14 protein-coding genes are annotated in these 13,629 nt (G+C 67.4%); 8 read left to right on the forward strand and 6 right to left on the reverse strand.

Annotated elements, in window-relative coordinates:
• Positions 1 to 76 precede the first annotated feature (76 nt).
• A complete protein-coding gene (locus H0W38_RS05925) occupies positions 77 to 298 on the forward strand; it encodes a GDCCVxC domain-containing (seleno)protein (RefSeq protein ID WP_292452092.1) in 222 nt (73 codons plus the stop codon).
• 18 nt (positions 299 to 316) lie between these two features.
• Here H0W38_RS05925 and cadR read toward each other — a convergent pair whose 3' ends face one another.
• Both cadR and H0W38_RS05935 read right to left on the reverse strand, forming a co-directional pair.
• Positions 317 to 796: a Cd(II)/Pb(II)-responsive transcriptional regulator gene (gene cadR, locus H0W38_RS05930; RefSeq protein ID WP_292452075.1), complete on the reverse strand. Its 480-nt coding sequence runs from the start codon at positions 794 to 796 to the stop codon at positions 317 to 319.
• Between the two features lie 17 nt (positions 797 to 813).
• Positions 814 to 1,155 carry a YnfA family protein gene (locus H0W38_RS05935; protein ID WP_292452077.1) on the reverse strand — a complete coding sequence of 114 codons (342 nt, stop codon included), beginning with the start codon at positions 1,153 to 1,155 and terminating at the stop codon, positions 814 to 816.
• A gap of 118 nt (positions 1,156 to 1,273) precedes the next feature.
• Between H0W38_RS05935 and H0W38_RS05940 the strand changes: the two genes are divergently transcribed.
• From H0W38_RS05940 to H0W38_RS05965, 6 genes are all read left to right on the forward strand, one after another.
• Positions 1,274 to 1,906, forward strand: a complete 633-nt coding sequence (locus tag H0W38_RS05940) for a cation transporter (RefSeq protein WP_292452078.1) — start codon at positions 1,274 to 1,276, stop codon at positions 1,904 to 1,906.
• A gap of 117 nt (positions 1,907 to 2,023) precedes the next feature.
• Positions 2,024 to 2,668: a methyltransferase domain-containing protein gene (locus H0W38_RS05945; protein WP_292452079.1), complete on the forward strand. Its 645-nt coding sequence runs from the start codon at positions 2,024 to 2,026 to the stop codon at positions 2,666 to 2,668.
• 116 nt (positions 2,669 to 2,784) lie between these two features.
• On the forward strand, positions 2,785 to 3,198 hold the full coding sequence (locus H0W38_RS05950; protein WP_292452081.1) for a hypothetical protein: 414 nt from the start codon (positions 2,785 to 2,787) through the stop codon (positions 3,196 to 3,198).
• A gap of 69 nt (positions 3,199 to 3,267) precedes the next feature.
• A complete protein-coding gene (locus H0W38_RS05955) occupies positions 3,268 to 4,590 on the forward strand; it encodes a TolC family protein (RefSeq protein ID WP_292452082.1) in 1,323 nt (440 codons plus the stop codon).
• The gene (locus H0W38_RS05960; protein ID WP_292452083.1) at positions 4,587 to 6,260 is read left to right on the forward strand and encodes an efflux RND transporter periplasmic adaptor subunit; all 1,674 of its coding nucleotides are present in this window, start codon (positions 4,587 to 4,589) and stop codon (positions 6,258 to 6,260) included. The genes H0W38_RS05955 and H0W38_RS05960 overlap by 4 nt, the downstream gene beginning before the upstream one ends.
• Complete coding sequence (locus H0W38_RS05965) at positions 6,257 to 9,436, forward strand: efflux RND transporter permease subunit (protein ID WP_292452084.1); 3,180 nt, start codon at positions 6,257 to 6,259, stop codon at positions 9,434 to 9,436. Before H0W38_RS05960 ends, H0W38_RS05965 begins: the two co-directional genes overlap by 4 nt.
• Positions 9,437 to 9,589: 153 nt before the next feature.
• Here H0W38_RS05965 and H0W38_RS05970 read toward each other — a convergent pair whose 3' ends face one another.
• The 4 genes from H0W38_RS05970 to H0W38_RS05985 form a co-directional block, all read right to left on the reverse strand.
• A complete protein-coding gene (locus tag H0W38_RS05970) occupies positions 9,590 to 10,207 on the reverse strand; it encodes a nitroreductase family protein (RefSeq protein ID WP_292452086.1) in 618 nt (205 codons plus the stop codon).
• Positions 10,208 to 10,314: 107 nt separating this feature from the next.
• Positions 10,315 to 11,103 carry an SDR family NAD(P)-dependent oxidoreductase gene (locus tag H0W38_RS05975; protein WP_292452087.1) on the reverse strand — a complete coding sequence of 263 codons (789 nt, stop codon included), beginning with the start codon at positions 11,101 to 11,103 and terminating at the stop codon, positions 10,315 to 10,317.
• Positions 11,104 to 11,417: 314 nt separating this feature from the next.
• Positions 11,418 to 12,305 (reverse strand): LysR family transcriptional regulator, encoded by an 888-nt coding sequence (locus tag H0W38_RS05980; RefSeq protein ID WP_292452088.1) that lies wholly within the window; start codon positions 12,303 to 12,305, stop codon positions 11,418 to 11,420.
• A 114-nt stretch (positions 12,306 to 12,419) separates the two neighbouring features.
• Positions 12,420 to 12,824, reverse strand: coding sequence for a RidA family protein (locus tag H0W38_RS05985; RefSeq protein ID WP_292452089.1), 405 nt, complete (start codon positions 12,822 to 12,824; stop codon positions 12,420 to 12,422).
• Positions 12,825 to 12,983: 159 nt separating this feature from the next.
• On the opposite strand from H0W38_RS05985, the gene H0W38_RS05990 reads away from it, so the two are divergent.
• Positions 12,984 to 13,629 (forward strand): LysR substrate-binding domain-containing protein (locus H0W38_RS05990; RefSeq protein WP_292452090.1); only part of this gene is annotated, 646 nt, incomplete at its 3' end.

Genomic DNA, 13,629 nt, shown 5'->3' on the forward strand with positions numbered 1-13,629 from the left:
TGGGCGGCCTCACGCTCGTCGCGGCCGGGCTGTACCTGCTGAACGCTTCACTGGTGCTCGTTCCCGGCCCGGCGATGTGAGCGAGATTGTTGCGGACTCCACGCTGAGTTGCCCGCACTGCGGCCACGTCCGGCAAGAGCGCATGCCGACCGACGCATGCCTATGGTTCTACGAGTGCAGGCAATGCCGTTCGCTCCTCACGCCGAAGCCGGGCGACTGCTGCGTGTTCTGCTCGTACGGCACGGTGCCCTGCCCGCCGGTGCAGCAGCAGGGCGTGCAGGGACGTTGCTGCGGTTGACGAGGCAAGGTCGCTCCGCTATGAGGACGACTTGCGCGCCGGCGTCCCGCGGTGCGAACCGCGGACATGCTGCGGGCTTCGTGCAACCGGCGCGCGAGACGTCGACGCCGCCTGCTCCAGTTCATTCAGGATGCCGCAGTGCGCAACATCGCTCGGTCCGGCACACTGCTCGCGCAGCGTCTTGAGCTGCTTTTCGAGCTGCCTGAGCTCGCGAATGCGCGTGGCGACGTGGCCGATGTGCTCGTCGAGCAAGGCGTCGACTTCACCGCAGTCGTCCCCCGGCGCATCCTTCAGGCGCAGCAGCAGCCGGATCTCGTCGAGCGTCATGTCGAGCGAACGGCAGTGCCGCACGAACGCCAGTCGCTCGGCATGCACCGCAGCGTAGATGCGGTAGTTCCCGTCGCTGCGCGGCGCCGCCGGCAGCAGCCCCTCGCGCTCGTAGTAGCGAATGGTCTCCACCGGCGTGCGGGTGGCCTTGGCCAGTGCGCCGATCTTCATGCGGAGCTTATGCACGCTCAGCGCGCACCGGCGCCCGGCTGCAGTGCGATGAGCGCCATGCCGGCGAGCGCAACGCCCCCGCCGATCAGATCCCACCGCGTCGGGGTGACGCCATCCACGCGCCACAGCCACAGCAAGGCGACCACGACGTAGACGCCGCCGTAGGCCGCATAGGTCCGGCCGGCCGCACTCGGGTGCAAGGTGAGCAGCCAGGCGAACAGCGCCAAGGACAGGGCCGCAGGAACCAGCAGCCAGGCCGGCCGCCCCTGCGTCAACACCAGCCACGGCAGGTAGCAGCCGACGATCTCGGCCACGGCAGTCACGACGAAAAGGCTTGAGACCCGTGCGAACTCGAGCATGGCGGTGGGTAGGCGGGACAGGCCACGCGAAAGCTTGAAAAAACCATTGCATCCTAGCCGCTTGACCCTGCAGCAGCTTCAGGGTTTCGAATACCCGCATGGACTTCGGAAACCCTTCATGAGCGACTCCTGCAGCAGCCATGGCTGCGCCTCCACCACGGCCGCGCGGTCCCCGCGCTACCGCCGCATCTTGTGGGCCGCGCTGGTCATCAACGCCGCCATGTTCGCCGTCGAGCTGGCCGGTGGCCTTCGCGCCGATTCGGTCTCCCTGCTGGCCGACGCGATCGATTTCTTCGGCGACGCGGCCAACTACGGCATTTCGCTGCTGGTGCTGGGCATGGCCGCCCGCTTGCGTTCCCGCGCGGCGCTGTTCAAGGGGCTCACGATGGGCGCTTTCGGCATCTTCGTGCTGGGCAGGGTGGCTTGGAGTGCTGCGACAGGCAGCGCGCCACAGCCTGTGACGATGGGCACCATCGGCGCGCTGGCGCTCGTGGCCAACGTGTCAGTGGCCCTCATGCTGTACGCATGGCGCGAAGGCGACGCCAACATGCGTTCGGTGTGGCTGTGCAGCCGCAACGATGCGATCGGCAACGTGGCGGTGATGGTGGCGGCGCTCGGGGTGTTCGGCACCGGCAGCGGCTGGCCCGACCTGGCGGTGGCGTCAGTGATGGGCGTGCTCGGCCTGAGCGCGGCCCGCTCGGTGATCGCGCGGGCGCGCGGCGAACTGCGACTCGAACCGGGGCACGCATGAGAAGCTTCCGACGAAGCGCGCCTGACACCCGCGTGCTGGCACGGTAGAAACGCTTGCGAATCAGCCGCAACGATGCGACGCTGTGCGAGAAAGGTCTGAATCCGGGAACGCCGAACCATGATTTCCAACCACAGCATCGAGTTCTTCGACAGACAGTTCGAGAGGCAGGTCCGCGAGCACGATCTGGCGCTCAACCCCTTCGAGCTGGCGGCGCTGCCGCACTTGCACGGGCGGGTGCTGGACCTCGGTTGCGGCATGGGCAACCTGGCGGTGTCGGCCGCGCGGCGAGGCTGCTCGGTGCTGGCGCTCGACGCCAGCCCGGCGGCCATCGATCATCTGAGCGGCGTCGCCGCAGCCGAGAAGCTCGACATCCAGGCACGCCAGGAAGACCTCAGGCGCTACACGATCGCCGGGGACTTCGACACGATCGTAGCGATCGGCCTGCTGATGTTCTTCGATTGCCCGAACGCGAGGCGCTCGCTGGCCGACATCCAGGCCCACGTGAGCGAAGGCGGCACGGCGATCGTCAACCTGCTGGTCGAAGGCACGACCTACCTGGACATGTTCGACGCGGCGAGCCACTGCCTGTTTGCGCGCAGCGAGCTGGCGGATAGCTTCGCGCAATGGGAGGTGATGCACTCGGAGATCAGCGACTTCGAAGCGCCCGGCGCACGGGTCAAGTCCTTTGCCACCCTGATTGCGCGCAAGCCGCGCGCGGGGCGTGCTGCACAGTGGCAAAGCAAGGAATTCAACGCGCTGTAAGTCCGAGAGCTGCCGGCCGACGAACCGGGGCCGTGCGTTGCATTCCGACGCCGCAGTCCTGCTCTCATGTCAACCGACATCCGCCTTCGCGGATCGAACCGCGATATCCTCCTCCCGTGAACATGCGTCCCGCCCGCCACACCCGCCTCTGGTGGTCCAGATGTCTGATTGCCTGCCTGTTGTTCCTGCAGGTGGCCTCGGCGGCGTACGCCTGTGCGATGCCCTCCGCAGCGCTGGATTCACAGTCGATGGCAGGCCAGCCTTGCGCGCAGTTCATGGCGAACGGCCCCGTGCCCGCGCTGGACCCGGAGCAGCCCGGCTTGTGCCTGGAGCACTGCAAGGGCGGCTCACAGACGGTCGATCAGGGGGCAAGCTCGTCGCCAGGCTTGCCCGCGCTGGTGGCCCTGTTCTTCGTGGCGGCTGCGAACGAGCAGCCGGCCGAGGCCAGTGCATGGCAGGCACAGCAGCGCAGCCGCGACCGCGCGCCGCCACCGGCTCACAGCATCCTTCACTGCTGTTATCGCATTTGATCTCCTGAAGCATCCGCCTCCGTGACCGCGGGCACCTGCCCTCGGCCTTCGCGATCTTCAGGAGTTCCCATGAGTTCTTTCACGCTTCGGCGCACGGCTGCGCCGCGCCTGCTCGTCCTGGCGGCTGCGCTGGCGTGCCTTGCCGCTCGCGCCGAATATGCAGCGCCGCTGTCGCTGGCCGATGCCGTCGGCACGGCCACGTCGCAGTCACGCCTGCTGACCGCCGACCGCTCGCAGACCCAGGCGGCGCGCGAGATGGCGGTCGCGGCCGGTCAGCTGCCCGACCCGGTACTCAAGCTGAGCCTCACCAATGTGCCGATCGACGGGCCCGACCGCTACACGATCGGCCGCGATTTCATGACCATGCGCTCGGTCGGCGTGATGCAGGAGTTCACCCGCACCGACAAGCGTCGCGCGCGGTCCCAGCTTGCCGAGCGAGAGGTCGAGGCGTCGGTCATTGCGCAGCGCATGACCGCTGCGGAATTGCAGCAAGGCGCCGCAATCGCCTGGCTCGAGCGCTCGTTCCAGGAGTCCTTGCGTGAACTGCTGATCGGGCAGAAAGCACGGACCGAGCTGGAAGTGGAGGCGGCCGAGTCCCTCTACCGCAGCGGCAAGGGAGCGCAGGCCGACGTCTTCGCGGCACGCAGCCAAGTGGAGATGATCAAGGACCGCCTCACCGAGGCCGAGCGGCGCATCGCGGTGGCCAAGGCGCAGTTGGCGCGCTGGATCGGCGAGGCCGCCGACCGGCCGATGGCAGCCCGGCCAGCCCTCGCTCTACCGGCGTGGACGCAAGCCGATCTGGCGGCCCAGATCGCGGAGCAGCCGACGATCGCCGCGGCTTCGCAGCAGGTGGCGCTTGCGCAGGCCGAGGCACGAGTCGCGCAAGCCGAAAAGCGCTCCGACTGGAGTGCCGAGCTGATGTACAGCAAGCGGGGCTCGCAGTTCTCCGACATGGTGTCGATCAACTTCTCGGTACCGCTGCAGTGGAATCAGGCGAACCGTCAGGACCGTGAACTGGCCGCGAAGCTGGCCAGCGTCGAACAGGCACGCGCGCAGCGCGAAGATCTGCAGCGCGCTCGCGAGGCCGAGGTGCGCGCCATGCTGCAGGAGTGGCAAAGCCACGAGGAGCGCCTGCGCCGTCACGACCAGGCCTTGCTCCCTTTGGCCGAGCAGCGCAGCACCGCGGCACTGAGCGCCTACCGCGCGGGCACCGGCAGCCTGCCGACCCTCCTCGAGGCCCGCCGCAACACGATCGAGGTGCACATGGACCGCCTGGGCATCGAGACCGAGATCGTGCGCCTGTGGGCTCAGCTCAACTTCCTGTCTCCGCAGATCGATGCCGACGCGACGGCATCCTTGCCCATCAACCCGAGCCCAAAGGGCATCCAATGAAGAACAACCGGAATTCGACGCGCCTGCTCGTCACCGTCGTGCTTGCGGCCGCCTTGGCCGCTGGCGGCTACATGCTGTATTCGCTGGGCATGAACCGCGGCATGGACATGAACGGCACCGCCGCCGGTGCTGCCGGAACATCGGCGTCAGCCGAGCCGGCCGCGGACCCGACCAGCAGCATCGCCGCCGGCGAGGCGGCCACTCGCCGGCACATCGAGCAAGGCATCAAGGCCGGTGAAGTCGATCCGGCGACCGGCAATCCCATCCTCTATTACCACGATCCCATGGTGCCGGGCAAACGCTTCGACGCGCCGGCCAAGTCGCCCTTCATGGACATGATGCTGGTCCCGGTATACGGCGGCGGCGGCGCCGACGAAGGCACGGTGACCGTGAGCCCGCGCATCCAGCAGAACCTGGGCGTGCGCACCGCCGAAGTGGTCGAGGGCGTGCTGCAACCGCAGACCTCGGCCGTGGGCAGCATCACCTGGAACGAGCGCGATCAGACGGTGCTGCAAGCGCGCGCGATGGGTTATGTGGAGAAGCTGCACGTGCGCGCCACGCTCGACCGCGTCGCCAAGGGCCAGCCGATCGCCGAGCTGTACGTGCCCGACTGGGTCGCGGCGCAGGAGGAGTTTCTGACGCTGCGCAACGCAGCCGGTGCCGACGCGACGCTCGTGTCCGCCGCGCGCCAGCGCATGCGCCTGGCCGGCATGACCGAGGCGCAGATCGCCGGCGTGGAACAGGCCGGCAAGGTGCGCCCGCGCCTGACGCTCACCGCGCCCTCGACCGGTGTGGTCGCCGAACTCGCCATGCGCGAGGGCATGACCGTGGCACCCGGCATGCCGCTCGCGCGCATCAACGGCCTCTCCACGGTGTGGGCCGTGGCCGAGGTGCCCGAGGCGCAGGCCGCGCTGGTGCAGCGCGGCAGCAAGGTGGAGGCACGCAGCCCCGGCGTGCCGGGCGAGGTGTTCAAGGGCAGCGTGCAGGCGGTACTGCCGGAGGTAGACCCGCGGACCCGAACAGTCAAGGCCCGCGTCGAACTCGCCAACCCGGGCTTCGCGCTCTCGCCGGGCATGTTCGTGACCTTGCAGTTCATGAGCACGCGCCAGGACAAGGCGCTGCTGATCCCCACCGAGGCGCTGATCAAGACCGGCCGGCGCAGCGTGGTGCTGCTGGCCGAGGACGGCGGGCGCTTCTCGCCGGTGGAGGTGGAGGCGGGCATCGAGTACGGTGGGCAGACCGTCGTCAGGAGCGGCCTTGCGGCCGGCCAGCGCGTGGTGGTGTCCTCGCAGTTCCTGATCGATTCGGAAGCGAGCCTGCGCGGCGTGGAGGCGCGGTTGAACGACGCGCCGGCGTCCGGTGGGACCGGTACGACCGGGGCGACAGGTGCGACGGCCGGCGGCGCCGAGCGGCACGAAGGCGAGGCGCTGATCGAGGCGATCGACCGCGACGGCATCACGCTGAGTCACGGCCCGATTCCGAGCATCAAGTGGGACTCGATGACGATGGTGTTCAAGCCGCCGCCGGCCAAGGACCTGCCGCGCGGCCTGAGCGCCGGCGACCGCGTCGGCTTCGAGTTCCGCATGGCCGAGGAGGGGCCGGAGATCACGCGGCTGACGCTCTTGCCGCCCGCGTCGGCGGCGCCCGGAGCTTCCGGAGCCTCGCGATGATCGCCGCGCTGATCCGCTGGTCGATCGTCAACCGTTTCCTCGTGCTCCTGGCCACCGTCGGGGTGACTGCCTGGGGCGTGTGGTCGCTCGCCCGCACGCCGCTCGACGCGCTGCCCGACCTGTCGGACGTGCAGGTGATCATCCGCACGCCCTACCCCGGGCAGGCGCCGCGCATCGTCGAGGACCAGGTCACGTATCCGCTGACCACCACGATGCTGTCGGTGCCGGGGGCCAAGGCGGTGCGCGGCTATTCCTTCTTCGGCGACTCCTTCGTCTACGTGCTGTTCGAGGACGGCACCGATTTGTACTGGGCGCGCTCGCGCGTGCTGGAGTACCTGAACCAGGTGCAGGGCCGCCTGCCGGCCTCGGCCAAGCCGGCGCTGGGGCCCGACGCCACCGGTGTGGGCTGGATCTATCAGTACGCGCTGATCGACAGAACGGGCCGCATGGACGCCGGCCAGCTGCGCGCGCTGCAGGACTGGTTCCTCAAGTACGAACTCAAGACGGTGCCCGACGTGGCCGAAGTCGCCACCGTGGGCGGCATGGTGCGCCAGTACCAGGTGGTGCTCGACCCCGACAAGCTGGCGGCCTACGGCATCACCCACAACGACGCCATCACGGCGATCCGCCAGAGCAATCAGGAGGCCGGCGGCTCGGTGCTCGAACTCGGCGAAGCCGAGTACGTGGTGCGCGCGTCGGGCCTGCTCGCCTCGCTGGACGACTTTCGCAAGATCCCGCTCAGTGCGACCGCAGCGGGCGTGTCGGTGCGCCTGGGCGACGTGGCGCGCATCCAGGTCGGCCCGGAGATGCGGCGCGGCATCGGCGAGCTCGACGGCGAGGGCGAGGTGACCGGCGGCGTGATCGTGATGCGCTCGGGAAAGAACGCGCTGCAGACCATCGAGGCCGTCAAGGCCAAGATCGCCTCGCTGCAGGCCGGCCTGCCCGAAGGCGTGGAGATCGTGCCGACCTACGACCGCTCGGGCCTGATCGAGCGGGCGGTGGAGAACCTGAGCCACAAGCTCATCGAGGAGTTCATCGTCGTCGCACTCGTGTGCTTCGTGTTCCTGTTCCACATCCGCTCGGCCTTCGTGGCCATCGTCTCCTTGCCGCTCGGCGTGCTGGTGAGCTTCATCGTCATGCACTACCAGGGCGTCAATGCGAACGTGATGTCGCTGGGCGGCATCGCCATCGCCATCGGCGCGATGGTCGATGCGGCGGTGGTGATGATCGAGAACGCGCACAAGCACATCGAGCAGTGGCACCACGCGCACCCCGACTCGAAGCTGGAAGGTCAAGACCAATGGCGCGTGATCGGCGACGCTGCCGTGGAGGTCGGCCCCGCGCTCTTCTTCTCGCTGCTCATCATCACGCTGTCCTTCATCCCGGTCTTCACGCTCGAAGCGCAGGAAGGCCGCCTGTTCTCGCCCATGGCCTTCACCAAGTCCTACGCGATGGCGGCGTCGGCGGGCCTTGCGGTGACGCTGGTGCCGGTGCTCATGGGCTACCTTATCCGCGGGCGCATTCCCGACGAAAAGCGCAATCCGCTCAACCGCCTGCTCATCGCCGTGTACCGGCCGCTGCTCGACGGCGTGCTCGCATGGCCGCGCATGACCATCGTTGCCGCGCTGCTCGTGCTCGCCAGCACCGCCTGGCCCATCCTGCACATCGGCGGCGAATTCATGCCGCCGCTCGACGAGGGCGACCTGCTCTACATGCCCACCGCCCTGCCCGGCCTCTCGCCCGGCAAGGCCGCGCAGTTGCTGCAGCAGACCGACCGGCTCATCAAGACGCTGCCCGAGGTGGAATCGGTGCACGGCAAGGCCGGGCGCGCCGAGACCGCCACCGACCCCGCGCCGATGGAGATGTTCGAGACCGCCATCCAGTTCAAGCCGAAGAGCGAGTGGCGCGAAGGCATGACGCCCGACAAGCTGGTCGAGGAGCTCGACCGCATCGTCAAGGTGCCGGGCCTGTCGAACATCTGGGTGCCGCCGATCAGGAACCGCATCGACATGCTGGCCACCGGCATCAAGAGCCCCGTGGGCGTGAAGGTGGCCGGCACCGACCTAAAGGAGATCGACCGCATCGCCGGCGAGATCGAGCGCGTGGTGAAGGCCGTGCCGGGCGTGAGCAGCGCGCTGGCCGAGCGGCTGACCGGCGGGCGCTACGTGGACGTGACCATCGACCGCGACGCCGCCGCGCGCTACGGCATGAACATCGCCGACGTGCAATCGGTCATCAGCAGCGCGGTGGGCGGCGAGAACGTGGGCGAGACCATCGAAGGGCTGCAGCGCTTCCCGATCAACGTGCGCTATCCGCGCGAGATCCGCGACTCGCTGGCCGAGCTGCGCCGCCTGCCGATCCTCACCGAGAGCGGTGCTCGCATCACGCTCGCCGACGTGGCACAGGTGCGCATCAACGACGGCCCACCCATGCTGCGCAGCGAGAACGCGCGGCTGGCCGGCTTCGTCTACGTCGACATCCGCGGGCGCGATCTTGCGTCGGCGGTGCGGGACATGCAGCGCGCGGTGGCAGAGCAAGTGAAGCTCACGCCCGGCTACTCGGTCTCCTGGTCGGGCCAGTTCGAGTTTCTGGAGCGTGCCACCGCGAAGCTGAAGGTGGTGGTGCCGTTCACCTTGCTGATCATCTTCGTGCTGCTCTACCTGACCTTCACGCGTTTCGACGAGGCGCTGCTCATCCTGATGACGCTGCCTTTCGCGCTGGTCGGCGGCTTCTGGCTGCTCTACGGGCTGGGCTACAACATGAGCGTGGCGAGCGCCATCGGCTTCATCGCGCTGGCCGGCGTGGCGGCGGAGTTCGGCGTGATCATGCTGCTGTACCTCAAGCAGGCCTGGGAGGCGCGGCTCGCGCGGGGCCTGTCGAGCGACGAGGACTTGGTCGGCGCCATCCGCGACGGTGCCGTGCTGCGCGTGCGGCCGAAAGCGATGACCGTGGCCGTCATCATCGGCGGCCTGCTGCCCATCATGTTCGGCGGCGGCACGGGCTCCGAGGTGATGCAGCGCATCGCCGCTCCCATGGTGGGCGGCATGGTCACGGCACCGCTGTTGTCGATGTTCGTGGTGCCGGCGGTGTATCTGCTGATGAGGCGCCGTTCGACGCGCGAGGGCAGCAGGACCGGCTCGGGGGGCATGACTGCGAGCCGGGAGCAGAGGGCTTGAATGCAAGGTCGGCGGCACCTGCCGTTCACTGACAACGTCGGGTGCGTGCGGGTTTTGGTAGCTGCGCTTCTAGGTCGGCCATTGCCCCTTGTCCGCATCGCTGCGGCCGGCGTACTTCTTGACGAAGACGAGCGGCATCGGACGTCTCCCAGCTCAGACGAAGCTCAGCACCTGCGACAGGGGGCGACGCGGCTTCTGCGGCCAGTTCTCCGGCGTGCCGTAGCCGATCGACAGGAGCATCACGGGAATCTCGTCGGAAGCCAGAGTGAACTCGCGAGCGACTGCCTCGGGATCGAACCCGATCATCGGCCCTGAACCAAGGCCCATCGCGTGGGCGGCGAAGATCAGCGTGGCCGCGCCGAACGTCGCCGTGCGGACCGCCTCGTCGCGCTGACGCCAAGCTTGCTCGTTGTAGAGGCTCCCGGCTCCGGCCTCCCAGCCGTCGACCATCTGAGCGGGCATGATGCCGGCCTCGACGGCGGGCGCCAGTCGTTCGGGCAAGGTGTGTTCATCGGCCATCTGCCCGCAGATGATGAACGTGACAGACGACTCGGTGATCTTGGCCTGGTCCCACGCCACCGCGCGAAGTCGCGCCTTTGCGTCGGACGTGCGTACGGCGATGAAGCGCCAGTTCTGCAGATTGAAGGACGTCGGGGCCTTCGTCGCCAGGTGCACCAACTCGGTGATCTGCTCATCGCTGATATCGCGTGACGGATCGAACAGAACGGTCGTGCGACGCTCCTCGATGGCAGTGATGATGGGGTGGGTCATTGGAGATCCTTTCGAAGGCAAGGTTGCTGATGCATTGCCGGACCAGAGGTCGGCGGTTCGGTTGGAGATTCTTGTGAGAGCTTCGAAGCCGGCCCTCGATCGAGGCGCTAGACGATGCTGTCCACGACGCCGCCATCGACGCGCAGAGCCGCGCCGGTGGTCGCCGACGCCTGTTCGGAGCTGACGTAGAGGATCATGTTGGCCACCTCGTCGACGCTGGCGGCGCGGCGGATGATCGAGGAGCCGCGATTCGTGGCGACGAAGTCCGCCGCGACCTTCTCGAGGCTATCGCCGGAGCGCTCGACGTCGGCCTTGAGCATGTCGGCCACCCCTTCCGAAAGCGTCGGCCCCGGCAGCACCGCGTTGACGGTCACCCCGGTTCCCGCGAGGCGCTTCGCCAAGCCGCGCGAGATCGCCAGTTGGGCCGTCTTGGTGAAGCCGTAGTGGATCATGTCAGCCGGGATGTTGATCGCCGATTCCGAGGAGATGAACACGATGCGACCCCAGCCGCGATCGACCATTCCCGGCGCGTACGCCCTCGACAGCCGGACGCCGGACATGACGTTGGTCTGGAAGAACCTGTCCCACTCGCCGTCGGGCGTTTCGAAGAAGTCCTGCGGCCCGTAGACGCCGAGGTTGTTCACGACGACGTCGAAGTCGGGATGCGCGGCGACCAGGCGAGAGCACGCTGCTTCCGTACCGAGATCGCCTGCGAAGCCCTGGGCCTTGGATTGCGCGGAGCCAAGCCGCGCCACCGCGGCCTCTACGCTCGCTTTGCTGCGGCCGTTGATGACGACATTCGCTCCGGCGGCCAGGAAGCCCTTGGCTGCGGCGAAGCCGATGCCGCCCGTCGATGCCGTGACGAGAACCCGGCGATTGGTGAAGTCGATCTGCATTGTGTAAACCTCGATCAGTAGGAACGGAAACGAGTGTGCGGCGTGGCGCGCGCGAAGAGAATCCGCGACCGATCGAAATGACCTTGCGATTACATCGAAGGATCATCCGGCAGGTTTCGTACCAGCGATCCGACGAGCTCGTTCACGAGAAGACCGCCTTGGTGGTCGCCCAGGGCGAAGTGCGGCGCCGCGATAACGACTGAGCCTGCACGACCTCGAGTAAAGGTGACGTCAAGAGCTTTCGAACGCATGCCTGCGGGAGTTCCGGCGAATCTTCCTGCGAGATTGCCTGCCGCTGATCAGATGACGGACAGCTATTGCGGCTCTCGCAACTCCTCGGCCAGAAAATCCACCAATGCACCAAGGCGACGACTCGGCGGGCTGCCGGGATGGACGGCGTACAGGTCGACCTGCCATGCGACATAGTCGTCGAGCGCCGTCGCCAGCGTTCCCGCCGCCAGCTCTTGCCGGATGTCCCAAATGTTCTTGTGAATGACGCCGTGCCCTTGCGCGGCCCACTCGCGCAGCACGTCGCCATCGCTGGCCTGGCGATCACCCTGCACCTTGACGCTGAGGAGTTTGTCCGAGTCACGGAAAGACCAGGTAGAGAGGGGCGCTCCAGGCCGTGCCAGGATGATGCAGTTGTGACCGGCCAAGTCACGCGGATGCGCAGGCAGGCCCGATCGTTCCCAGTAACCGGGGGATGCGCATACAACGCGCGGCCCACGGATGAGTAGCCGGGCGCGCAGGCTCGAGTCTGGGAGGGGTCCGCTACGGATCGCCAGATCAATATGCTCCTCGATGAGGTCCAAGGTGTTGTCGCTCAGCAGCAAGCTGATGTGGATCTCGGGATGACGGGCCTGGAAGGCGTCCAGCAACGGTCGCAAGCGAATGCGACCGAAGTCGTTCGTGGCCGTGACGCGGATCGGTCCGGCGAGCGGACCGTCCTCGCGAAGCCCGCTCAAGGCCGCATCCCACTCCGAGACGATCCGACGCGCATCGCCGAGCAACGCCTCGCCTTCGTGCGTAAACACCAGCCTGCGCGTTGAGCGCGTAATCAACCTGGTGTCGAACTCCTGCTCGAGCTGGCTGACCGCGAGGGCGACCGTCGAGGTGGCGATCGCCCGCTGTCGCGCGACGCTCGAGAAGCTGCCGGCCTCCGACACGTCGAGCAGCAGGCGTAGGGCGTCGATACGATCCATTTTTCGGAATTCTCGAACGGTGATTGGTCGGCGGCCATGAGTATCGAGCGCCGAAGAGAGCTCTCGGGCATTGGTCGCAGCTCTTTGGCCTCCAGCTTGGCATCGTCGGCCAGATCAGCCAGCGCTGGCCTGCGGAAGCTTCGCGATCACCTTGATCTCGAACTGGAAGCCATAGAGCCACGTCACGCCGATGCAGGTCAGCGTCGGATGCGGCGCCTCGCCCCAGTATTCCGGCACCACCTTCCAGATCGTGTCGAATTTCGATTCGGGATCGACGATGAAGACGGTCACGTCGATCACGTCGTCGAAGGTGCAACCGGCCGCCGACAGGATGGCGTTCAGGTTGTCGAACGCGAGCCGGACCTGCGCTTGCAAGTCGGGCTCGGGCGAGCCGTCCGGGCGGCTGCCGACCTGCCCCGAAACGAACAGGAAGCCATTGGACCGGATCGCCGGCGAATAGCGGTTCTTTTCGTAGAGCGCCTGGCGCCCAGCCGGAAATACAACGTCACGCTCAGCCATGGATGGCCTCCTTGAATGGGTCGATGTCGGATTCGGACTGCGCGGCTTCGCATGCCGCGATGAAGGCACTCTAGAAGCTCGGGCCGCGCGGATAAACACGCAAGGCCAACAATCACCGTTTGCGCAATCCGAACAATCTTCGAAGCATCTGGAGCAGTGATGGACCGTTTCGATGCGATACAGGCGTTCGCTCGCGTGGTGGAAGCCGGCAGCTTCACCAAGGCGGCGCAGACGCTGCACATAAGCAAGACCAGCGTGACGCAACTCGTGCAGCAGTTGGAGGCGCGGCTGCGCGTCAAGCTGCTCAACCGCACCACGCGCCGAGTCAACGTCACCGCTGACGGCGCGGCCTACTACGAGCGCGTCGTGCGCGTGCTCGCCGACATGGAGGATGCCGAGACCAGCCTGTCCAGCGCCTCGGCATCGCCGAGGGGACGGCTGCGGGTGGACGTGCCCAGCCCGCTGGCCCGCATGATCCTGGTGCCGGCATTGCCGGCGTTCCACGCGCGCTACCCGGATATGCAGTTCCACATGGGCGTGAGCGATCGCGTGGTGGACCTCATCGGCGAAAACGTGGACTGCGTCGTGCGCGGCGGCGAACTCACCGATCCGTCGCTGGTGGCGCGCCGTGTGGGCGAGCTGCGGCTCGGGGTCTACGCGGCGCCGAGCTATCTGGAACGCGCCGGCACGCCCTCGCACCCTCGGGAGTTGGAAGACACGCATCACCGCATCGTCGGCTTCCTGTGGGCGCGCACCGGCAAGGTCCTTTCCTTCGCGATGCGGCGCGATGGCGAAAGCATCGAAG

This window comes from Methylibium sp. (assembly GCF_013817365.1).
Taxonomy (GTDB): Bacteria; Pseudomonadota; Gammaproteobacteria; order Burkholderiales; family Burkholderiaceae_C; genus Methylibium.

Coding starts and splice junctions, on each gene's coding strand:
- H0W38_RS05975 (WP_292452087.1), bottom strand. CDS start 11,103: ATGCAGATCGACTTCACCAATCGCCGGGTTCTCGTCACGGCATCGACG.
- H0W38_RS05980 (WP_292452088.1), bottom strand. CDS start 12,305: ATGGATCGTATCGACGCCCTACGCCTGCTGCTCGACGTGTCGGAGGCC.
- H0W38_RS05955 (WP_292452082.1), top strand. CDS start 3,268: ATGAGTTCTTTCACGCTTCGGCGCACGGCTGCGCCGCGCCTGCTCGTC.
- H0W38_RS05960 (WP_292452083.1), top strand. CDS start 4,587: ATGAAGAACAACCGGAATTCGACGCGCCTGCTCGTCACCGTCGTGCTT.
- cadR (WP_292452075.1), bottom strand. CDS start 796: ATGAAGATCGGCGCACTGGCCAAGGCCACCCGCACGCCGGTGGAGACC.
- H0W38_RS05970 (WP_292452086.1), bottom strand. CDS start 10,207: ATGACCCACCCCATCATCACTGCCATCGAGGAGCGTCGCACGACCGTT.
- H0W38_RS05940 (WP_292452078.1), top strand. CDS start 1,274: ATGAGCGACTCCTGCAGCAGCCATGGCTGCGCCTCCACCACGGCCGCG.
- H0W38_RS05935 (WP_292452077.1), bottom strand. CDS start 1,155: ATGCTCGAGTTCGCACGGGTCTCAAGCCTTTTCGTCGTGACTGCCGTG.
- H0W38_RS05945 (WP_292452079.1), top strand. CDS start 2,024: ATGATTTCCAACCACAGCATCGAGTTCTTCGACAGACAGTTCGAGAGG.
- H0W38_RS05985 (WP_292452089.1), bottom strand. CDS start 12,824: ATGGCTGAGCGTGACGTTGTATTTCCGGCTGGGCGCCAGGCGCTCTAC.
- H0W38_RS05965 (WP_292452084.1), top strand. CDS start 6,257: ATGATCGCCGCGCTGATCCGCTGGTCGATCGTCAACCGTTTCCTCGTG.